We start from the raw sequence: 20,983 nt of genomic DNA on the forward strand, positions 1-20,983 counted from the left end.
ATGATCCTGGAAGGCGCGGCGTCCCCTCGGCAACCGGATTTCAGGGAGGCACGATGATCCACCGCTTCACCGTCGGCGACCTGGCCTGCGCGGTCATCAGCGACGGCCAGCCCGAGCCGCCCTGGGTACCGCCGCTCACCGAGTTCTACACCCCCGCCACGGGGGTGCCGGAGCACGAGCTCCGGGCCGCCGTGGCGCGGGAAGGGCTCGGCAGGACCACGCTGACCTGCGCGTACAACTGCCTCTGCGTGCGGACCTCCGGCGGCCTGGCGATGATCGACGCCGGGCTCGGTCAGGGCTTCCTCGGGTACGGGCCCGCCATCGAGCCGCTGGTCGGCCGGCTCGGCGACGGCCTGGCGGAGGCCGGGTTCGCGCCGTCCGACCTTGCCGCCGTCGTCTTCACCCACCTGCACGAGGACCACGTCAGGGGCGCCACCCGGGCGGGCGAGCTCGCCTTTCCAGAGGCGGTCGCGTACGCGCACGCCGCCGAGGTGGCGTTCTGGTCCGGCCGGGCGGGGGAGCTCACCGGCCAGCAGCACCGGCCCGCGCGGGAGGCGATCAGGCTCTTCGGCGAGCGGCTGCGCCCCGCCGAGTACGGCATCGAGCTCCTGCCCTCCGTGCACACCGTGGACGCCGCCGGTCACACCCCGGGGCACACGGCCGTCCTGCTGCGCTCGCGCGGCGAACGGCTGCTCTGCCTCGGCGACACCTTCTACGACCCGCTCCAGCTCGCCCACCCCGCGTGGCGCACCCCCTGGGACCACGACGCCGCCCGCTCGGTCGCCAGCCGCCGCCGGCTGCTGGCCTGGGCGGCCGACGAGAGCCTGCTCGTGCACGCCTACCACCTGCCCTTCCCCGGCCTCGGCCGGATCGAGCGCCGGGCGGGCGCCTTCGCCTGGAGGCCGATCGCCGCCGGATCATGACATTGACGGGAAAGATCGCCCACCGGAAGCTGCTCTCATGCCCTCCATCCGGAAACCGCGGGCCGTCGTGCCGGTGCTGGCCTTCGCCGGGATCGTCGTCGCGCTCATGCAGACCGTGGTGATCCCGCTCATCCCGCAGCTCCCGAGTCTCCTGAACGCCACCCCCAACGACGCCACCTGGGCGATCACCGTCACGCTGCTCGCCGGCGCCGTCGCGACGCCCGTCGTGGGCCGCCTGGGCGACATGTACGGCAAGCGCCGCATGCTGCTCATCAGCCTCGCCCTCCTGGTGACCGGCTCGGCCGTCTGCGGCCTCAGCGACACGCTGGCCCCCATGGTGGCGGGCAGGGCACTGCAGGGCGCCGCCTCCGGCGTCATCGCGCTGGGCATCAGCATCATGCGCGACGAGCTGCCCGCCGAACGGCTCGGCTCGGCGACCGCCCTGATGAGCGCCTCGCTCGGCGTGGGCGGCGCCCTCGGCCTGCCCGCGGCGGCCCTGCTGGCCGAGCGGACCGACTGGCACATGCTGTTCTGGACGTCGGCCGCGCTCGGCGCCCTGGCCGCCGCCCTCGTGCTGGCCCTCGTGCCGGAGTCGGAGGTGCGCAGCGGCGGGCGCTTCGACCTGGCCGGCGCCGCCGGGCTGTCGGCCGGGCTGACCTGCCTGCTGCTGGCGGTCTCCAAGGGCGCCGACTGGGGGTGGGGGAGCGCGGTCACGGTGAGCCTGCTCTGCGGGTCGGCCGCCGTGCTCGGGCTGTGGGGGAGGTGGGAGCTGCGCGCCCGGCAGCCGCTGGTCGACCTGCGCACCACCGCCCGCCGCCAGGTGCTGCTGACCAACCTGGCCTCGGTCGTGTTCGGGTTCGCGATGTTCGCCATGTCGCTGGTGCTGCCGCAACTGCTGCAGCTGCCCACGTCCACCGGCTACGGGCTGGGCGCCACGATGCTCGGCGTGGGCCTGGTGCTGGCGCCGTCCGGGCTGGTCATGATGGCCATGGCGCCGGTGTCGGCCCGGCTGTCACGCGCCCGCGGCCCCAAGGTGACGCTCATGGCGGGCGCTCTCGTGGTCGCCGCCGGCTACGGCCTCGGCGTGGCGCTGATGTCGGCGGTGTGGCAGCTCGTGCTGGTCTCGTCGGTGATCGGAGCCGGCATCGGCCTGGCGTACGGGGCCATGCCCGCGCTCATCATGTCCGCCGTGCCGATCGCGGAGACGGCCGCCGCCAACAGCCTCAACACGCTCTCGCGGGCCATCGGCACCTCGGTCTCCAGCGCCGTCGCCGGGGTCGTGCTCGCCCGGCTCACGGTCGATCTCGGCACGTTCACCGCGCCGTCGCCCGGCGGCTTCCGCCTGGTGATGGCCATCGGCTGCGGCGCGTCCCTGGTCGCCTTCGCGGTCGCCGCGTTCCTGCCGGCACACCGGCGGCCCGGCAGGGGCGCGTCACCGCGTGGAGGGCTGCCGGGCGAGGGGAAGGCCAGAGGGGAGGGGGAGAGGCCGGACCGTCAGACGCGGTCGGCCGCGATCAGCAGGTACTGGAAGCTGCCGCTCTTGTACGCCTCCAGGAAGGCGTCCTCGATCCCGGTGGCCAGATGTGTCCTGGCCCGCAGCTCCCAGTACGGGATGGTCGCCGCCGTGAGGTCCACCACGCTCACCGGCACGAGGCGGTGGGCGGCCAGCTCCTTGAAGTAGGTGCTGCGGGAGTGGATGTCGCAGATGTAGTGGGCGTTGATCTGGCTGATGGCGCGCGAGGGCAGGCCGTAGGCGTCGTTGTAGCAGCCGGTGATGCAGACGTAGCGGCCGCCGCGGCGCAGCAGCCTGGAGTGCTCGGCGAACAGCAGCGACAGCTCGACGTACATCGTGCTCTCGTTGTTCCAGATGGCCTGGAAGCCGCCGGTGGGGAAGCCGGTCTCGAGCATGTTGCGGAAGTGGAAGCGCACCTTGTCGTCCACGCCGCGCTCCTTGGCCTGCTGGTTGGCGAAGGCGACCTGGGACTCGGAGATCGACACGCCGTCCACCTGGCAGCCGGTGCGCAGGTTGGCCAGGAAGCTGGAGCCGCCGCGGCCCGACCCGGCGTCCATCACGCGGTGCTCCGGGCGGAGCGGGCCGAGCTGCGCGATGAGCGTCTCCGCCTGCGCGCTCTCCAGCCGGTGCAGCTCGTTGACGACGCGCCGCTCCCTGGTCTCGGCGGGGCCGTCGAGGACCGACCAGTCCACCTCGCCGATGCCGTAGTGGTGGTGGTACAGGCCGTCCACCTCCCCCAGACGGAGGTTGACGGGGTTCTCCTCGGCGTTCCAGTAGTCGGCGACGGACTGCTGGTAGAGGCTGCTCAGAACGGGGACGGCGTTCGGGGTGACGGTCACCTCGGGCTCCTTTCCTGTTACGGTCGGACGGTCATCGGGTCAGGACTGGTAGCGGCTCGTACTGCCGTGCCACTCGATGCCCCCGGCCATCCACGCCTGCGCGCCGCGCAGGAACCGCTTCAGCTCGGGGGACGGCAGGGCCGACAGCTCCCGCTGGCTCTGCTCGAACCCGCGGACGAACTCGTTGTGCAGGCACACCGTGCGCTCGACGGCCTCGCGGGTCGAGCAGCCCTCCTCGGCGGCGATGAGCAGCACCACGTTGGAGTCGGGCAGCTCGTCGGCCGCCTCCCTCTCCGCCGAGTGCAGGTCGTTGACCAGCACGGCGGCGGTGCCCGCCTGCATGAGAGCGGTGTGGAAGCGCCGCTCGGCGAACAGGTGCGGCGACAGCTCGTAACCGCCGACGATGTCGATGAGCACCATGGAGGTGTAGAAGCTGTCGTGCTGGCGGGCCGCCAGGTAACGCCACACGGGCGGCGGCGTCTCCAGGAACCGCCAGGCGGCGTAGGCCGTCCAGCTCACGTACATCTGGCTGGTGATGTTGCACAGCCGCATGACCTGCGCCGAGGTGGAGTGGCGGGCGGCGTGGCTGGTGGCCGAGCGCAGCGACACCAGCACGGGGTCGCTCCTGATCGCCTCCTCGAGCTGCTCGGTGTAGCCGCCGGCGTCCGGCGGCGGGTCCATGGCCGACATGACCAGCGCCAGCCGCGGCGGCAGCTCGGTGGGCGTGGCGCCCAGGTCGGTCTCGTCGGCGTAGTAGTCGTCGGCCGCCCACCAGGCGCTGTTCATCTGCGCCGCGATCAGCAGCAGGTCGGGGTCGTCGGTGTCGGTGTGGGTGAGCATGGCCAGCCGCCCGAACCCCGTCGCGGCGAACTCCTCCATCCGCCCCTCGTGCAGCCCGATCCGCTCCGCCCACGCCACCAGCCGCCGGTCCACCTCCGCGCCCAGCACGTCGTCCACGCGGTCGGCCTCGGGACAGTACAGCGGCGGGTACGTGCCGTCGCCCCACTCCCGCTCCCGGTACGGCAGCGGCGCCAGGCTGGGGCCGCCGCGCCCGCCGGACCCGGCGCGGGAGGGCGGCTCGTGCCCGTCGCCCTCCTCGAACGTGTGCCGGTACGGCCGCAGCGCCGAGCGCAGGCTGAGCGTGTACGAGCCCAGGCCCGTCGGCCCGGCGGGAATGTCAGACATCACGCGACTCCTCCTCGGGTCGGCGGGTCACGAGCGCGGGGCGGCGACGTCGACGTCCTCGAGGATCCCGATCGCGTCGGGCACCAGGATCGCCACCGAGTAGTAGGCGCTGACCAGGTACGACATCACGGCCTGGGAGTTGATGCCCATGAAGCGCACGTTCAGCCCCGGCTCGAACTCCTCGGGGATGCCCGTCTGGTAGAGCCCGACGACGCCCTGGTCGTCCTCGCCCGTCCGCAGCGCCAGGATCGACGTGGTGCGGTGCGGCGAGATCGGGATCTTGCCGCAGGGGAAGATCGGGATGCCCCGCCACGACGGCACCTCGTGCCCGTTCACCTCGGTGCTGCCCACGACCAGCCCGCGCTTGTTGCACTCGCGGAAGAACGCGGCGATCGCCTTGGGATGGGCCAGCAGCAGCCGGGTCTTGCGCCGCATGCTGATCAGCTCGTCGAGGTCGTCGGGGGTCGGCGGGCCCGACCAGGTGTAGATGCGCTGGTCGTAGTCGGTGTGGTGGAGCAGCCCGAACTCGCGGTTGTTGAGCAGCTCCGACTCCTGGCGCTCGCGCAGCTCGTGGATGGTCAGGCGGAGCTGCTGCTCGATCTGGTTCATCGGGTCGTTGAACAGGTCGGCGACCCGGGTATGAACCCGCAGGATGGTCTGGGCGACGCTCAGCTCGTACTCGCGGGGGTGCAGGTCGTAGTCCACGAACGTGCTGTCGATGACCGGCTCGCCGGTGTGCCCGGCCGACAGGCGCACGGCCGCCTCGCCGCGGCGGTTGACCGGCCTGCGCAGCGTGTCGAGGTAGCCGGCGAGGTGCTCGCGCAGCGCCGCCGACCGGTCCGTCACGCGCCGCAGGCCGTCGCGCGGGGCGAACAGCACCGTGCACGGCGTGGCGGCCCGGTACGTGCACGGCCAGCGGGCCTCCTCCTCGACCAGCACCTCGTCGCCGAACTGGTCGCCGTCGGCGATGACGCCGAGGAACTGCGTGGCGCCGTACCGGCCGGTGGCCAGGCGCTCGACCCGGCCGTGCGCGATCACCCAGGCGCCGGTGACGGGATCGCCCTCCTCGGCCACGACGTCGCCCGGCCGCAGCTCGCGCGGCGCGAACTCGCCGGCGATGGCCGTCAGCACGCCGTCGTCGCCGAAGCCGCGCAGCGCGGGGATCTCCGCCAGCGTCGCGGGCACGATCCGCGCGTCGCCGTCCCCGCCCGGCAGCACGCCGACGCGCCCGCGCCCCGGCCGGTGCGTCAGCCGACGGTTGACCCGGTACGTCCCGCCGCGCACGTCGACCCAGGGCAGCATGCGCAGCAGCCAGCGGGAGCTGATGGCCTGCATCTGCGGCCGGGTCTTGGTAGTGGTGGCCAGGTTGCGCGCGGCCCGGGTGTCCAGGCTGAGCCGGGTTTCCGTCGGGTCCGTGGGCATTTTTCCTCCGGGGGTCGGGCAGGCAGTCGCTACTAAAAGTAGTTATATGGACACGCAGCGTAGAGTCTCTTGATCGATAGGAATGCTGTCCGCCGGGTGAGCCCGATCTGGCTTGAAGGTCAGCACCTGTGGCAACGGGAGGAACCATGAACGACGCGTACGACCGGGTGGCCATCGTCACGGGAGCCGACTCCGGCATCGGCAAGGCCACCGCCGTGGCGCTGGCCGAGCAGGGCTTCGACGTCGGCATCACCTACCGCTCCGACCGCGACGGCGCGGAGGAGACCGCCCGCCTCGTCCGCGACCGCGGGCGGGCGCCCGCGATCCGGCAGCACGACCTGACCGACCCCGTACGGGCCGCCGCGGTCGTGGACGAGCTGGCCGGCGAGCTGGGCGGGCTCGGCGTGCTGGTGAACAACGCGGGCACCGGCAGCCACGAGCCGCTGCTGGAGATGGGGTACGAGCGCTGGCGGGAAGTCCTGGCGGTGGACCTCGACGGCGCGTTCCTGTGCGCCCAGCGGGCGGCCAGGCGCATGGTGGCCACCGGGCGCGGCGGCCGGGTGGTCAACGTCACCAGCGTGCACGAGGAGTACCCGAAGATGGGCTCGGGGCCGTACTGCGCGGCCAAGGGCGGGCTGCGCATGCTCAGCCGGGTGCTGGCGCTGGAGCTGGCCGGCCACGGCATCACCGTCAACACGGTGGCGCCCGGCGAGATCGCCACCCCCATGACGGGACAGGAGGACCTGCCGCCGAAGGAGGGCAGCCGGCCGGGCAACCCGATCCCCAGGCCGGGCGACGCCCGCGAGGTCGCGGCCGTCGTGGCCTTCCTGGCCGGGCCCGCCGCCTCGTACGTCACGGGCGCGACGGTGTTCGTTGACGGCGGCATGACGCTCATGGGCCCGCAGGGCGCCTCGGCCCTGGGCTCCGGCGAGTGGCGCACGATCTAGCCGTCCTCGCAGGTCAGGGCAGGTGTGCGGGCGGGCGCGGCGGGTAGCGGCCGTGACGGGGAAGGAAGTGATCCGTCATGCCTCGACCGGGGAGCAACGCCTACGACGCCAAGCGCGCCCGCCTGCGCAAGGACATGGAGCGCAAGGGGGCGAGCGAGCAGGAGCTGAAGGCCAGCGTCAACAAGAAGCTGCAGGCCGAGCCGGGCAAGCAGGCACGCAAGGTCGGCGGCGACCGCGCCGAGGGACCCAAGTCCGAGCGGCCCGCACGCGGCCGGCGCCCGAGGCCGGAACGGGAAGGCTGATCCCGCCCCCGCCCGCTCGGCGGGGTGGATGATGTTCATCGACCGTTCAGTACGCTGACCGCGCCCCGTCACCATGATCGCAACCAGGCGCTCCACCCTCGTTTCGGACCAGTCCCAAAGCGATGATCACGGCTGGCCGTAACGCTGGAGGAGCCCCCGCATGCCGAGCAAGCCCCTGTCCGTCCTGGCCGCCGGAGCCGCCGTGGCCGCCGCCGCGCTCGCCGGAGCGAGCCCGGCCGCCGCTGCCCCGTCCGCATCGCCGTCCGCATCGCCGTCCGCCTCGTCGTCCGCCTCGTCGTCCGGATCGTCGTCCGGATCGTCGTCCGGAGCGTCCACGTGCGCCGCGGCTCCCGCCGGACCGGTGGCGACCGGCGCGGTGTTCAGCGAGCCGGTCGGCGGGGACCCGGTCGCGATCGTGCGCACCCTCTGCGGCCTGGTCAGGCAGACGCCCGCCGGAGCGAGCATCCAGATCGCCCACTTCGTCATGTCCGGCACGGCCGGCACCGAGTTCGCCGCAGAACTGCTCGCGGCGCACCGGCGCGGCGTCCAGGTCCGGGTGGTGCTCGACGGCGACCAGCGGGGCGCGGCCGTGGCCGCCCAGCTCGCGGCCGGGCTCGGCACCGATCTCACGGGCGGCTCGTGGCTGCACGTGTGCACCGGCCCGATGTCCGGCGGCACCGCGGCCTGCATCGGGAACAAGGGGCAGCACAACAAGTTCTACCTGTTCTCGCGGGCCGGCCGGGCGTCCGACGTGGTGGTGCAGTCCTCGGCCAACCTGACCGACCTGAACTCCACCACGTACTGGAACAACGCCGTCGTCCTGACCGGCGACAGGCGCCTGTACGCCGCGTACGACGCCTACTTCGCCGACCTGGCCGCCGAGCGGAAGAACCTCGACTACTACCGCGTCGTGCAGACCCGCAGCGCCCGGGCGCACTTCTTCCCCAAGGCGGACGGCGACCCGATCGTGGACCAGCTCGGCAAGGTCTCCTGCCGGCGCGGCACCACGATCAGGGCCGGCATGTCGGAGTGGGACGCCTACCGCGTCGCCATCGCCGAGCGGCTGCGCGACCTGGCCGGCGAGGGGTGCCGCGTGCAGATCGTGGCCGGCATCCTCGACGACCAGGTCAAGGCCGTCCTGGCCGCGCAGCCGCGCATCGAGCTGAGCACCCTCGGCTCCGGCAGCACGCTGCCCGGCCGCATCCACTCCAAATACCTGCTCATCGAGGGCTCCTACGACGGAGACCACGACGCGCGCCGCGTCCTCACCGGCAGCCACAACTACAACGAGACCTCGCTGCGCCGCAACGACGAGACGCTGCTGCTGCTCAACGACAAGAACGTCTACCGGCAGTACGTTTCCAACTTCGAGCGCATGCGCGCCGCGGCCGCCTCCCAGACCTGACGGCGGGTGCGCGGGCTCAGCGCACGCCGGCCAGCACGATCCTGGTGAGCCTGTCGGCGAGGGCGCACGACACGGGCGGGGCGCCGAAGTCGTCGTCCTCGTCCTTCACCTCCAGCTTGGCGCTGGACAGCCCGACGCTCACGTAGTGGGCGTCGTTCTTGCGGCTGTTCGTGGCGCGGCGCAGCTCCACGGCGTTCCCGCACGAGCGGGTGATGTCCAGCTCGCTCGTGCTGCGCACGGCGTACAGGCCGTCGATGGTCGTCCGGCGGCCCTTGATCCGCGCGGTGGGCACGCCGGGTTTCTGCCGCTCGTGGAAGGCGTACGCGACCGTGACCGTCAGCTCCTGGCCCTTGCCCGCGTTCTCCAGCGTCAGGTCGCAGCGGTACGGGCCGCTGTAGGACGAGCCGGTGAGCCGGTACGCCCTGCCCAGGGTGCTCAGGATCGCCGCCTTGCGCGCGCACGGGTCCTTGCCGAGCACGCCCACGGCGTTCCCCTCGCGCGGCGGCAGCGCCAGGACCTCGTCCACCACCTTGGCGAGGTACTCCTTGGCGGCGGTGCAGCGCTGCGGCCACTCGCGGCTCTCCTGGCCGCGCGGCGGGGTCTGCACGACGTCGAGCGCCATCGCGCTGCCCTCCACGCCGTCGTAGGGCACCTTGTAGTGGCAGCTGCGGTGGCTCGCGCTGTCGGTGGAGTACTCCTCGCGGTAGATCGTGCGGTCGCCGAGCCGCTCGCTCTCGGCGTCCCGCGCGTCCCGTTCCGTGAAATGCGCGTGCATATCGATTTTGAAACTGTAGACGCTCCTGGCCGGGTCGGAATAACCCGTCAGGTATTGGCATTCGGTGATTCCCGAGCCGCGCACCGTGAGCTGTTCCGGGCCGTACTTCTCGAGTGAGGCGTGCGGGACCAGATCGCAGGGGTCCGCCGCGCGTACGCGCGCGAAGTGGGCGGTGAGGTCGCTCCCGCCGGTCTTCTTCTCCTGGTCCGCGCTGGGGCCGCCGGTGGGGGTCTCGCCGGTGGCCGTCGGCTGGGCGTTCCGCGGCAGCAGGCTCGCGGGCATGCCGCAGCCGCTCAGCACGGCGGCCAGCGCCACGATCGACGCCTTTCCCCGATGGCGCTTGACGAATTGTGAACACGTGCTGTCAACCATGATGGAACGCGACCTTACAGTAACGGCCCCCGCCGCTGACCTGGTCACGCTTAGAGGTTTTTCGAAGGGACGCGGCTCACCAGCCCCTGCCGCGCAGGAAGGCGGCGCACCGCGCGGTCCAGTCGGCCACGACCGGATTCTCCTCCGCCAGCCCGAGGCCGTGCCTGCCGCTGCGATACACGTGCACCTCCTGCGGGACGCCGTGGCGGGCCAGCGCCTGGGAGAGCGCCAGGGTGCCGGCGACGGGCACGGACTCGTCGTCGGCGGTGTGCCACAGGAACATGGGCGGGGTGTCCCCGGTCACCCGGCCGGCGAGCGAGAGCTCCTCGCGTACGGACTCGGGGGCGTCCGCGCCGAGCAGGTTGCCGGCCGAGCCCCGGTGCGCGGCCGGGCCGGTCAGCGCGGTCACCGGGTAGCACAGCACGGCCAGCCCGGGCCGGGGGTCGGCCTCGTCCACGGCGTCGTGCGGGCACTCCGGCAGCATCGGGCCCGTCCCCGTGGCGAGCAGCCCCGCCAGGTGACCGCCCGCCGAGAACCCGAGCACCCCCACCCTGGCCGGATCCACGCCGGTGCCCGCCGCGTGGTGCCGCACCCAGCGCACCGCCCTGGCGGCGTCCAGGAGGGGGAGCGGATGGCGGTGCGGCGCGAGCCGGTAACGCAGCACGAACGCCGCCACCCCGAGCGAGTTCAGCCACCGCGCGACCGGCGCGCCCTCGTGATCGGCCAGGTGGTGGTACGCGCCGCCGGGGCAGACGACGATCGCCGGCGCGGGGCCGCCGCCCGCCACGGGGAAGGCCGTGAGGGTGACCTCGCCGGTCGTGGGCCACAGGGGGTGCTCGCTCATGCTCCGTGCCTTTCGTGTCGATCGAGCACGGATGCTAGCGGGCGCGGCCGGGGCGCCTCGCCGGCGGTGGCCTCAGTAGCCGGGGAAGACCCGGCGGTGGCCTCAGTAGCCGGGGAAGACCCGGCGCAGCAGGCCGAGGTCGGCGGCGCCGGTCGTGGCGACGCCCTCGGGCGTGTGGCCCGGCGCGAGGCGGCCCGCCACGAGCCGCAGCCACGACTCCGCGGGCAGCAGCAGCGTGCCGTCAGGCTGACCCGCGACGTCGAAGTCCACGCTGACCCGCTCGCCCAGCCGCAGCGCGAACTCCGACGCCGGCTCCGTCGTGGTGACGTGCAGAACCGCGCGCTCGCCCGCGAGCTGTTCCGGCTTGGCGGCCCAGCCGAGGAGGCCGGGCGCACCGTGCAGCAGCTCGCGGGTGGCCTCCGGCGCCAGGGTGGCGTGCTCGTCGAAGGCGACGCGTACGTCCCACGCGTGCAGGGTCAGCTCGCTGAGGCGCATCCGCCCGGCCGTGGCCACGTCGACCGGCTGCGGCAGGAAGCCCAGGTCGATGCGCAGGTTCGTACGGGTGTCGCGGTCGAGGGACTCGTACAGCTCGGTCAGGGCCTGGCTCGACCGGAGGAAACCGGCGGCGCGTTCCCCTCGCGTCATGGCGTTCCACCGGTCCCAGACCGACTGCATGAAGTCGCGGCCGGGAGCCGGCTTGCCGTCGAGGGCGGCGCGGAGGGTGGCGCTCGCGATCTCGGAGCCGCTGCCGAGGTGGCTCAGCACCTCCGAGACGTCCCATTCGGCCGATCCCGAGCGCCGGGCCAGGTCGTCGTCGCCGAACGAGGACACGGCCACGGCCAGGGAGTCGTGCCCGGTGCGAAGTGCGGTGATCACCGCGTCGGGGCTGGTCATCTGTTCTCCAAAGGGTGAGGCCGAAGGGTGAGTACGGTACGCCGGAAGATCAGCGCGCAGTCACCGTACCGCCGAGGACGGAGGCGACGACCGACCGCACGTCCTCGGGCCAGGGCGGCAGACCGTCCAGGCCGGCGAACAGCAGGTGCGCGGCGCCGACCAGCGTGGGAGCGAGCCGGCCGACGTCGGCGCCGGCCGCGATCCGGCCCAGCTCCTGCTCGGCGGCGAGATAGCCGGACAGGATGATCCCCATCTCCGTCAGGACCGGGACGCCCCGGACCGGCCGGGCCTCGCGCAGCCGGACGCGCAGCTGGTTGTGGAAGGTGACCAGGGCGACGATCGACACGGCGACGGGGTCGAAGATCTTGATCAGGGCGTCGGAGAGGTTGTCGACCACGGTGCCCATCCCGGCGGAGTCCCGCAGGACGGCGCCCTGGGCCTGCATCAGGCCGATGCGGTCGAGCACGAACTCCGCGAGGAAGGCGTCGAAGGACTCGAAGTGCCGGTGCAGGACGCCCTTGGCGCAGCCCGCCTGCTCGGTCACCGCCCGGCTGGTCAGCGCGTCCGGGCCGGCCTGGCGCAGGACCTGCTCGGCGGCGGTGAAGAGCTGGTCCCGCGGGTCGCGCAGGTGCACCCCTGTCGGCATGGTCGATCCTCACCCATCCCTGGACGCCGCCGCCCGCCTTGACGAACGGGCGCTTGCCCACTATGGTGGGCCCGCGCCCACTATAGCGTAGGAGCCCTGTCTCCGGAGCAAGGGCCTGATCACCGTGAGCTGCGCCGCGGCCAGCAGCAGGCACGCGGCGGCCAGGCCGCCCCACAGGCCCGCCGGACCGGCGTGCTCCAGGAGCCGCGTGCCGCACAGCGGCGCCAGGACGGTGGCGAAACCCCAGCAGGTGCCGAAGACCGCCAGGTAACGCCCCCGCGCGTCCGGCGGTGCGAGATCGACGACCAGGGCGTAGCTGCGCCCGAACATCAGCACGTCCCCGGCGCTCCACACCACCGTGGCGGCGAGGTGCCCCGGCAGCCCGTCCGCCATGGCGTAGCCGGCCAGCCCCGCGGCGAGCAGCAGGTAGCCGGACGTCATCGCCGCATGGTGGGACAGCCCCGCCGTCCACCGCAGCAGCGGCTGGCAGGCCACCATCACGACGGCCGAGACGGCCGAGAGCAACCCGGCGTCGGCCGCCTCCAGCCCGCGCCGCACCAGGGCCAGCGGCATGGCCATCCCGACCTGCATGAAGATCACGGCGAAGAGCGTGCCGGAGAAGAGGAGCACGAGGAGCCGGTGATCGCGCCAGGCCGACCGGTCGCCGGCCGCCGCGCTCGCGGGCCGGCGGGTGGCGGGCGGCGGGTCGGCGGGCAGCGCAAGGCGGATCACGGCCGCGCAGATCAGGCAGCTCACGGCGTCCGCGACGAACAGCCAGCGCAGGTCCCACCGGCCCAGGCCCGCGGCGATCAGGCCGGCGCCCATGCCGCCCACCGCCAGGGCCGTGTTGAACAGGCTGAACGCCTGCGCCTGCTGCTCCGGCCGTACGGCGTCGGCGATCATCGCCTGCGACGGCGGCTCGTAGATCTCGAAGACCAGCCCGAGCAGGACGGCGAACGCCGCGACCATCGCCACGGATCCGGAGACCGCGATGCCGGCCTGCGCCAGCGCGCACCCCACCAGCCCGGCGACGATCGTCCGGCGACGGCCGAGCCGGTCGGCCAGCACGCCGCCCAGCAGCCGCGAGGGGATCGTGGCCAGGCCGAACGCGGCCGAGATCACGCCCGCGGCCACCAGGCTCACCCCGAAGTCGGTGGTGATCAGGACGGTGAGGAACCCGAGGGAGAAGGCTCCCAGCCGGTTGACCGCCCGCGCCAGGACGAGCCACCACACCGTACGCGGCAACCGCCCCGCACCTCCGATGACCGGCACGTTCACCTCCCGCGTGACCGACGAAGCTGATAACGTCAGTCACGGACCCTAAGGCGAGAGGAGTGACCAGTCAAGTGTTGTTCGATAGTCACGTGGCGATCCTGCTCGACACCGCGGTATCGCTCGTGAACGTGCTGACCGACGGCGGCGACCGCGGCAAGCCCTACGTGGCGCCCAAGGGCGACTCGCTGCCCGACGTGATCCGCGCCGTGCTGCCGGGCAACGTGACGGTCTCCATGGAGGAGGCCCTCTACCTGGCCGGGACCACGCTGAAGGTCCGGCGCGTGTTCGAGGCCATGGACGCCGGGCGGGAGGACGACGCCGCCGCCGTCGTCAACGCGCTCGTCGTCAGCACGGGCGCGCGGCCCCAGCTCGACCGCGTACCCGGAGAGCCGTGGCAGGTGCACTTCCACGGCGCCGACGACACCATCGCCGTGGGCTGGAGCGCCGGCATCGCCTCCGCGCTGACCCTGGCCATCGGCAGCGACCTCGGCGGGCGCCTCGGGGTCTGCCAGGCCAGGCAGTGCGACCGCGTGTACGTGGACACCTCCCGCAACGGGGTGCGCCAGTTCTGCTCCCGCTCCTGCCAGAGCCGCATGAAGGCGGCGGCCTTCCGCGCCCGCTCCGCCGGGAGAGCCGCCCGCTGAGGTCTCGCCCGCCGAGGTCTTGCCTGCCGAGGTCTCGCCTGCTCGGGGCGAAGGCGGCACCATTCGTAGTGCGCAGTCACAACCCCCGGCGGAGGAGATCGCGGATGTTGTCGTACGAGCCCCTGACCCCCACCAGCTTCCTCGAACGATCCGCCTCCGTCTTCGGCTCGCGGCTCGCGGTCGTGGACGGCGGGCTGGAGCTCACCTACGCCGAGCTGTGGGAACGCGCCCAGCGGCTGGCGGGCGCGCTGGCCGCGGCCGGGGTGCGGCCCGGCGACCGGGTGGCGGTGCTGGCGCACAACGGTCACCTGCTGCTGGAGTCCACGTTCGGCGTGCCGGCGGCGGGCGCGGTGCTGGTGCCGATGAACATCCGCCTGTCCGCCGCCGAGCTGGCCTACATCCTCGACCACGCCGAGGTGTCGCTGCTCCTGCACGACGACGCCCTCACCGGCCTGGCGACCGAGGCGGCCGGCGCCACCGTGCGGCTGATCCCCGCCACCGAGTACGAGCCGCTGCTGGCCGCGGCCGACCCGATGCTGGTCAGGGTCGAGGACGAGCTGACCCCGCTGTCGATCAACTACACCAGCGGCACCACCGGGCGCCCCAAGGGAGTCGTCTACCACCACCGCGGCGCCTACCTCCAGGCGCTGGCCATGGCGCTGCACACCAAGCTGGACACCGCGAGCTCCTACCTGTGGACGCTGCCGATGTTCCACTGCCACGGCTGGTGCTTCCCCTGGGCGGTCACGCTGGCCGGCGCCCGGCACGTCTGCCTGCCCAAGGTGGAGCCCGGCCAGGCGTGGCGGCTGATCCGCGAGCACCGCGTCACCCACCTGTGCGGCGCCCCGACCGTCCTGACCTCGCTGCTCGCCCACGAGGACGCCCCCGCCCGGGCCCTCGACCCCCGCCTGCTCGCCTGCGTCGGCGGCGCGCCGCCGAGCCCCGCCCTGCTGGAACGGGCGCTGCAGGCCGGCATCGACATGATCCACCTGTACGGGCTCACCGAGACGTACGGGCCCGCCGTCATCTGCCAGCCCCAGCCGGAATGGCGGGACCTGCCGATCGGGGAGTCGGCCGCGCTGACCGCCCGCCAGGGCGTGGGCAACGTGATCGCCCAGCGCATCCGCGTCGTCGCCGACGACGGGCGCGACGTGCCCGCCGACGCCGCCACGGTCGGCGAGATCGCCGTACGCGGCAACGACGTCATGATCGGCTACCACCGCGACCCGGCGGCCACCGGGAAGGCCGCGCCCGACGGCTGGTTCCGCACCGGCGACCTGGGGGTGGTGCACGCCGACGGGTACGTGCAGATCGTCGACCGGGCCAAGGACGTGATCATCTCCGGGGGCGAGAACATCGCCTCCGTCGAGGTGGAGAACGTGCTGTTGAGCCATCCCGGCGTGCTGGAGGCCGCGGTCGTGGCCCGGCCGGACGCGCACTGGGGCGAGGTGCCCGTCGCGTACGTGACGCTCGCCACCGGGGCGCGGGCCACCGAGGCCGAGCTGATCGAGCACGTACGCGCCCGCCTGGCCCACTTCAAGGCCCCCAAGGCGGTGATCTTCGGCGAGCTGCCCAAGACCTCCACCGGCAAGATCCAAAAGAACGTCCTCAGGCAGCGCGCCGCAGGTTAACCGCCGTCCAGAGGGGAAGGTCGCACCCACGGAGCGGACATCGGCAGTGGGGGCGTCATGGTCACTTCGCGCAGCGTCTTCCGGCGCAAGCCGGTGGCGCAGATCGCCACGGAGCACGAGGGCGAGCTGTCCAGGTCGCTCGGGCTGTGGCAGCTCACCGCCATCGGCGTGGGCGGCATCATCGGCGCGGGCATCTTCGCCCTGGCCGGCGCGGTCGCCCACGAGAGCGCGGGCCCGGCCGTGGTCGTGTCGTTCCTCATCGCGGGCGTCGCCAGCGCCGCCGCCGCGCTCTCCTACGCCGAGTTCGCCGGCCTGATCCCGAAGGCCGGCTCGGCCTACACCTACGGGTACGCGGTCCTGGGGGAGATCGTCGGCTGGTTCATCGGCTGGGACCTGCTGCTGGAGTACACCGCGATCGTGGCCGTCGTGGCGATCGGCATCTCCGGCTACTTCGGCTTCCTGCTCCAGCACCTCGGCATCACGCTGCCCGCCTGGTCGCTCGGCGCGCCCGGCACCGGGCCGGGGCACGTGGTGGACCTGTTCGCGGTGGTGCTGTGCCTGCTCATCGCGGCGCTGCTGAACCTCGGGATCCGCGCGGCCGCCAGGTTCGAGACGATCGTGGTGGCCATCAAGGTCGCGGTCGTGCTGCTGGTCATCGTGGTCGGCTTCTTCCACATCAGCACCGCCAACTACACGCCGTTCTTCCCGTTCGGGATCGGCGGCGCCATCACCGGCGCCGCCACCGTCTTCTTCGCCGTCTTCGGCTACGACGCGATGAGCACCGCGGCCGAGGAGTCGCGCGACGCCACGCGGCACATGCCCAAGGCGATCATCTACTCGCTGGTCATCTCCATGGTCCTGTACGTGCTGGCCTGCCTCGTGCTGACCGGCATGCAGAACTACCGGGAGATCGACCCCGAGAGCGGCTTCTCCTCGGCCTTCGCCGCCGCCGGGCTGTCGGGCCTGGCGACGGTCATCGCGGTGGGGGCCATCGTCGGCATCCTCACCGTCATGTTCACGTTCATGCTCGGCGTCACCCGGGTCTGGTTCTCGATGAGCAGGGACGGGCTGCTGCCGGCCTGGTTCGCCAGGCTGCACCCCGTACGCAGGGTGCCCACGCGGGTCACGTGGATCGTCGGCGTCGCCTCGGCGCTGATCGCCGGGTTCCTGCCCATCCAGGAGGCGGCCGAGCTGACGAACATCGGCATCCTGCTGGCGTTCGTGGTGGTGTGCGTGGCGGTGATCGTGCTGCGGTACCGGCAGCCGGACCTGCCGCGCTCGTTCCGCACGCCGTGGATGCCCGTGGTGCCGGCGGTGGGGGTGCTGTTCTCGATCTGGCTGATCACCTTCCTCGCGCCGGTGACGTGGCTGCGCTTCGCCGCCTGGTTCGTGCTCGGGCTGATCGTCTACTTCGCCTACAGCAAGCGGCACTCCGTACTGGAGTGAGCGCGCGTCACATCGGGCCGCCCGCGAACGTCAGTGTGGTGACGGACGCACGACAGCGAGACGAGGCCCGATGAACGATCGTGAATTCCTGGCAGCCGGGTTCGAGGCGCACCGGGGGCACCTGAAAGCGGTGGCGTACCGGATGCTGGGCTCGCTCAGCGAGGCCGAGGACGCCGTGCAGGAGGCGTGGCTGCGGCTGAGCCGTACCGGCCCCGGCGACGTGGAGAACCTGGGCGGCTGGCTGACCACGGTCGTCGGCCGGGTGTGCCTCGACATGCTGCGCGCCCGCACCTCACGCCGCGAGGAGTCGCTGGAGGCGCGCATGCCCGACCCCGTGGTGAGCCCCGCCTCCGGGCCCGACCCCGAGCAGGCGGCGCTGCTGGCCGACTCCGTCGGGCTGGCGCTGCTGGTGGTGCTGGAGTCGCTCACCCCGGCCGAACGGCTGGCGTTCGTGCTGCACGACATGTTCGCGGTGCCGTTCGAGGAGATCGCGCCGCTCGTCGGGCGCTCCCCGGCCACCGCCAGACAGCTCGCCAGCAGGGCCAGGCGGCGGGTACGCGGCGCCACGCCGGTGGCCGACCCCGACCTGTCCAGGCAGCGGGAGATCGTCGAGGCGTTCATCGCGGCCGCGCACCGCGGCGACTTCGCGGCGCTGGTGGCCGTGCTCGACCCCGACGTGGTGCTGCGGGCCGACGCCGGCGCGCTGACCGGCGGCCTGGCAGAGGTCCGCGGGGCGGAGAACGTGGCCGGGCAGGCGCTCACGTTCCGCCGCTACTCGCCGTCCACCGCGCACTCGGCGCTGGTCAATGGCCTGGCCGGGGTGGTCAACACCGTGGACGGCAGGCCGTCGGCGGTCATGAGCTTCACGATCACGGACGGCCGCATCGTCGAGATCGACATCCTCGCCGACCCGGAGCGGCTGGCCGCGCTCGACCTGGCCGTACTCGGCGACTGAACCGTCATCACTTGGCCGCGGGGCGGGCGCGCACGTGCATGCGCTCGCCCTGCGGGCCGAACAGGGCCAGCACCTCGGTCGGCTCGTCGGCCTCGTTGACGAACGCGTGCGGCGTCCGGGTGTCGAACTCGGCCACCTCACCCGCCGACAGCACCACATGATGCTTGCCCAGCAGCAGCCGCAACCGCCCGGAAAGCACGTACAGCCACTCGTACCCCTCGTGGACCTGCTGCTCCGGCTCGTAGCCCGGCCACCCCGGCGGGTAGATCTGCTTGAACGCCTGCAGCCCGCCGGGCCGCCGGCTCAGCGGCACGTACGTCATGCCGTGCCGCTTGATCGGCCGCATGTGCACCCGCGGATCACCCGTCACCGGCGCGTCGATCAGCTCGTCGAGCTGCACCTGGAAGGCGTCGGCCAGCAGCAGCATCAGCTCCAGCGTCGGCTTGCGCCCGCCGGACTCCAGCCGCGACAGGGTGCTGACCGAGATGCCGGTGCTCTTCGACAGCTCCGCCAGCGTCGTGCCCCGCTCCTGGCGCATCGCCCGCAACCGCGGGCCGACCGCCTGCAGCACCTCATCGAGTTCCACCCGCCCTACTTTGCCATTTTGGCAAGGAAGTTTGTCAACCGGCGGGCGGGTGACGCACAGTGGCGCAGCAGTGAACGAGCGAGAGGAGCCGCGCATGGACGCGACGTACGACGTGGTGGTGATCGGCGGCGGGGCCGCCGGGCTGAGCGGGGCCCTCGCGCTGTCCCGGGCGCGCCGCAAGGTGCTGGTGATCGACTCGGGACAGCCCAGGAACGCCCCCGCGCAGGGCGTGCACGTGCTCCTGGGCCACGAGGGCGTGCCGCCCCGCGAGCTGCTGGCCGCCGGCCGCGCGGAGGTGACCGGCTACGGCGGCGAGATCGTGACGGGCACCGTCACCGCGGCGGAGCGGCTCGACGGCGGGCGCTTCCGCGTCGTCCTGGCGGACGGCTCCGCGGTGGAGGCGGCCCGGCTGCTGGTGGCCACCGGCCTGGTCGACGAGCTGCCGCCGGTGCCGGGGCTGGCCGGGCGGTGGGGCCGCGAGGTGCTGCACTGCCCGTACTGCCACGGCTGGGAGGTCCGCGACCAGGCCATCGGCGTCGTGGCCACCAGCCCGCTGGCCGTGCACCAGGCCCTGCTGTGGCGGCAGTGGAGCGACGACGTGATCCTCTTCCTGCACACAGCGCCCGAGCCGGGGGAGGAGGCCCGCGAGCAGCTCGCCGCCAGGGGGATCACCGTGGTCGAGGGCGAGCTGACCGGGATCGTGGTGACCGGCGACCGCCTCACCGGCGTACGGCTGGCCGGCGGCCGGGAGGTGCCCCGGCAGGCGCTGGCCGTCGGCACCCGCCTGGACGCCCGGCTCGACGGCCTCGACGGACTCGGGCTGGAGACCGCCGAGCAGGAGATGAACGGGTTCGTCATCGGCACGTACCTGCCCGCCGACGCCATGGGCAAGACCGCCGTGCCCGGGGTGTACGTGGCGGGCAACGTGCACAACGTGGTCGACCAGGTCGTCAGCGCCTCGGCGGCGGGCGTGCGGGCCGGCGCGGCCATCAACGCCGACCTGGTCGCCGAGGAGGCCGCCGCCGCCGTGGCCGCCCGCCGGGCCGCGATCGCCGCCGCTCCGCCCGGGCACATCCCCGGCGAGGTGACGGACGAGGAGTTCTGGGACGGCCGCTACCGCCAGAGCCGGCGGATCTGGAGCGGCGACCCCAATGCCGCGCTGGTCCGCGAGGTCACCGACCTGCCGCCGGGCACCGCGCTCGACCTGGGCAGCGGCGAGGGCGGCGACGCCATCTGGCTGGCCCGCAAGGGCTGGCGCGTCACCGCCGCCGACATCTCCGGCGTCGCCCTGCGCCGCGCCGCCCGCCACGCCGAGGAGGCGGGGGTGGGCAAGCAGATCGACTGGCAGCGCCACGACCTCGGCGAGTCGTTCCCCGAGGGCACCTACGACCTCGTCACCGCCTGCTACCTGCACTCCAGCAAGGACATGCCGCGCGAGCGGATCCTGCGCAGGGCCGCCGCCGCGGTCGCGCCCGGCGGGGTGCTGCTGGTCGCCGGGCACGCCGGCTGGCCGGCCTGGCAGCAGCACGACCACCCGGACGTGCACTTCCCCACGCCGCAGGAGGTGTTCGACTCCCTGGAGCCGGCGGAGGGGGAGTGGGAGGTGCTGCGCAGCGAGGAGTTCGAGCGCACCCAGAACGACCCCGACGGCCGGCCGACGACCCGCAGGGACAACGTGCTCATGATCCGGCGGCGTTGAGCACCGTGCCGAGCGCGGGGGACGGGGTCTGGCTGCGGTAGGAGTGGCCGAGCTGAGGGCCGAGGCCGAAGTAGTGGCGGAAGTTGTAGATGAGCGGGCTCCACGCGGCCGGGTCCACGTGCTGGGTGCCCGGCACGACGAGGCGGGGGTCGGCGTGCACGCGGGTGACGACGGCCTCGACGATGACGAACGAGGCGGAGACGTCCAGGCTCACACGCCCGGCCCGCGCCTCGAACTGCAGCGGGCACTCGGCCACCCGCGGCGGCCGCACCTCCTCGGACGGCTCGGGACGCAGGCCGGCGGCGCCGAACTTGTCGGGCTCGAACCGGCAGCCCGCATGCTTCGTCGCCGGTACGGGGTCGCGGCCGGTCAGCGGCGCCAGGCGCTCCACAGCCTCCCACTGGTGCGGGGCGGGCAGGTTGATCACCAGCTCGGGCCGCTCGGCGAGGTTGCGGGCGCTCTGCCCCTCCTCGCCCAGCCCGAGCACGATCACCTTGCCCAGCGCCCACGCGGACGACATGGGGGCGAGGTTGAAGGAGCCGTCCGGGTTCTCGGTGGAGAGCAGCACGACGGGGGTGCCGAAGTAGAGAATGCTGGGCTCGATGGTCACGTGGTCGGTCACAGGGTCGGTCACAGGGTCGGTCACGGGCCGCAGCCTAGGGACGGGACGTTCAACCGGC

General features: G+C 73.0%; 20 protein-coding genes and 1 pseudogene. 10 read left to right on the forward strand and 11 right to left on the reverse strand.

All coding sequences use genetic code 11. From position 1 onward, the window contains the following. The first annotated feature begins 53 nt into the window (after positions 1-53). Both HD593_RS25385 and HD593_RS25390 read left to right on the forward strand, forming a co-directional pair. The gene (locus tag HD593_RS25385) at positions 54-923 is read left to right on the forward strand and encodes an MBL fold metallo-hydrolase (protein ID WP_185104602.1); all 870 of its coding nucleotides are present in this window, start codon (positions 54-56) and stop codon (positions 921-923) included. A gap of 37 nt (positions 924-960) precedes the next feature. Further along, a pseudogene (locus HD593_RS25390) lies at positions 961-2,361 on the forward strand (MFS transporter); the annotation flags it as partial. A 56-nt stretch (positions 2,362-2,417) separates the two neighbouring features. Here HD593_RS25390 and HD593_RS64490 read toward each other — a convergent pair. From HD593_RS64490 to HD593_RS25405, 3 genes are read right to left on the reverse strand one after another with little or no spacing between them, the layout of a single operon-like run. Next, the gene (locus tag HD593_RS64490) at positions 2,418-3,275 is read right to left on the reverse strand and encodes a geranyl diphosphate 2-C-methyltransferase (RefSeq protein WP_185104603.1); all 858 of its coding nucleotides are present in this window, start codon (positions 3,273-3,275) and stop codon (positions 2,418-2,420) included. 39 nt (positions 3,276-3,314) lie between these two features. Continuing rightward, the gene (locus tag HD593_RS25400) at positions 3,315-4,460 is read right to left on the reverse strand and encodes a family 2 encapsulin nanocompartment cargo protein terpene cyclase (protein ID WP_221524948.1); all 1,146 of its coding nucleotides are present in this window, start codon (positions 4,458-4,460) and stop codon (positions 3,315-3,317) included. 27 nt (positions 4,461-4,487) lie between these two features. Continuing rightward, positions 4,488-5,882, reverse strand: a complete 1,395-nt coding sequence (locus tag HD593_RS25405) for a family 2B encapsulin nanocompartment shell protein (RefSeq protein WP_185104604.1) — start codon at positions 5,880-5,882, stop codon at positions 4,488-4,490. 146 nt (positions 5,883-6,028) lie between these two features. On the opposite strand from HD593_RS25405, the gene HD593_RS25410 reads away from it, so the two are divergent. Both HD593_RS25410 and HD593_RS25415 read left to right on the forward strand, forming a co-directional pair. Further along, positions 6,029-6,829 (forward strand): SDR family oxidoreductase, encoded by an 801-nt coding sequence (locus HD593_RS25410; RefSeq protein WP_185104605.1) that lies wholly within the window; start codon positions 6,029-6,031, stop codon positions 6,827-6,829. A gap of 77 nt (positions 6,830-6,906) precedes the next feature. Next, positions 6,907-7,131, forward strand: a complete 225-nt coding sequence (locus HD593_RS25415) for a hypothetical protein (protein ID WP_185104606.1) — start codon at positions 6,907-6,909, stop codon at positions 7,129-7,131. A 126-nt stretch (positions 7,132-7,257) separates the two neighbouring features. Here HD593_RS25415 and HD593_RS64495 read toward each other — a convergent pair whose 3' ends face one another. Next, complete coding sequence (locus tag HD593_RS64495; protein ID WP_221524949.1) at positions 7,258-7,554, reverse strand: hypothetical protein; 297 nt, start codon at positions 7,552-7,554, stop codon at positions 7,258-7,260. Here HD593_RS64495 and HD593_RS25420 point away from each other — a divergent pair. Beyond that, a complete protein-coding gene (locus HD593_RS25420; protein ID WP_221524950.1) occupies positions 7,547-8,536 on the forward strand; it encodes a phospholipase D-like domain-containing protein in 990 nt (329 codons plus the stop codon). The genes HD593_RS64495 and HD593_RS25420 overlap by 8 nt on opposite strands. Positions 8,537-8,552: 16 nt before the next feature. Here the strand turns inward: HD593_RS25420 and HD593_RS25425 are convergent, their stop codons facing one another. From HD593_RS25425 to HD593_RS25445, 5 genes are all read right to left on the reverse strand, one after another. After that, positions 8,553-9,683, reverse strand: coding sequence for a hypothetical protein (locus tag HD593_RS25425; RefSeq protein ID WP_185104608.1), 1,131 nt, complete (start codon positions 9,681-9,683; stop codon positions 8,553-8,555). 76 nt (positions 9,684-9,759) lie between these two features. Next, positions 9,760-10,527: an alpha/beta hydrolase gene (locus tag HD593_RS25430; RefSeq protein ID WP_185104609.1), complete on the reverse strand. Its 768-nt coding sequence runs from the start codon at positions 10,525-10,527 to the stop codon at positions 9,760-9,762. A gap of 102 nt (positions 10,528-10,629) precedes the next feature. After that, positions 10,630-11,421: a maleylpyruvate isomerase family mycothiol-dependent enzyme gene (locus HD593_RS25435; RefSeq protein ID WP_185104610.1), complete on the reverse strand. Its 792-nt coding sequence runs from the start codon at positions 11,419-11,421 to the stop codon at positions 10,630-10,632. Positions 11,422-11,470: 49 nt separating this feature from the next. Further along, positions 11,471-12,067: a TetR/AcrR family transcriptional regulator gene (locus HD593_RS25440; protein ID WP_185104611.1), complete on the reverse strand. Its 597-nt coding sequence runs from the start codon at positions 12,065-12,067 to the stop codon at positions 11,471-11,473. A gap of 60 nt (positions 12,068-12,127) precedes the next feature. Next, the gene (locus tag HD593_RS25445) at positions 12,128-13,339 is read right to left on the reverse strand and encodes an MFS transporter (RefSeq protein ID WP_221524951.1); all 1,212 of its coding nucleotides are present in this window, start codon (positions 13,337-13,339) and stop codon (positions 12,128-12,130) included. A 74-nt stretch (positions 13,340-13,413) separates the two neighbouring features. On the opposite strand from HD593_RS25445, the gene HD593_RS25450 reads away from it, so the two are divergent. The 4 genes from HD593_RS25450 (at position 13,414) to sigJ (ending at position 18,018) form a co-directional block, all read left to right on the forward strand. Beyond that, on the forward strand, positions 13,414-13,986 hold the full coding sequence (locus HD593_RS25450) for a CGNR zinc finger domain-containing protein (RefSeq protein ID WP_185104612.1): 573 nt from the start codon (positions 13,414-13,416) through the stop codon (positions 13,984-13,986). 104 nt (positions 13,987-14,090) lie between these two features. Next, positions 14,091-15,617, forward strand: a complete 1,527-nt coding sequence (locus HD593_RS25455; protein ID WP_185104613.1) for an AMP-binding protein — start codon at positions 14,091-14,093, stop codon at positions 15,615-15,617. A gap of 57 nt (positions 15,618-15,674) precedes the next feature. Then, positions 15,675-17,063, forward strand: coding sequence for an amino acid permease (locus HD593_RS25460; protein ID WP_185104614.1), 1,389 nt, complete (start codon positions 15,675-15,677; stop codon positions 17,061-17,063). 70 nt (positions 17,064-17,133) lie between these two features. Then, on the forward strand, positions 17,134-18,018 hold the full coding sequence (gene sigJ / locus HD593_RS25465) for an RNA polymerase sigma factor SigJ (RefSeq protein WP_185104615.1): 885 nt from the start codon (positions 17,134-17,136) through the stop codon (positions 18,016-18,018). 7 nt (positions 18,019-18,025) lie between these two features. Here sigJ and HD593_RS25470 read toward each other — a convergent pair whose 3' ends face one another. Continuing rightward, positions 18,026-18,604 carry a helix-turn-helix domain-containing protein gene (locus tag HD593_RS25470; RefSeq protein ID WP_312903692.1) on the reverse strand — a complete coding sequence of 193 codons (579 nt, stop codon included), beginning with the start codon at positions 18,602-18,604 and terminating at the stop codon, positions 18,026-18,028. Positions 18,605-18,698: 94 nt separating this feature from the next. On the opposite strand from HD593_RS25470, the gene HD593_RS64500 reads away from it, so the two are divergent. Continuing rightward, positions 18,699-20,303, forward strand: coding sequence for a bifunctional NAD(P)/FAD-dependent oxidoreductase/class I SAM-dependent methyltransferase (locus tag HD593_RS64500; protein ID WP_185104617.1), 1,605 nt, complete (start codon positions 18,699-18,701; stop codon positions 20,301-20,303). On the opposite strand, the gene HD593_RS25480 is transcribed toward HD593_RS64500, so the two are convergent. Further along, complete coding sequence (locus HD593_RS25480) at positions 20,284-20,949, reverse strand: flavin reductase family protein (RefSeq protein ID WP_312903694.1); 666 nt, start codon at positions 20,947-20,949, stop codon at positions 20,284-20,286. The genes HD593_RS64500 and HD593_RS25480 overlap by 20 nt on opposite strands. Between the last annotated feature and the right edge of the window lie 34 nt (positions 20,950-20,983).

Origin of the sequence: Nonomuraea rubra (assembly GCF_014207985.1) — a bacterium.
Lineage (GTDB): Bacteria > Actinomycetota > Actinomycetes > Streptosporangiales > Streptosporangiaceae > Nonomuraea > Nonomuraea rubra.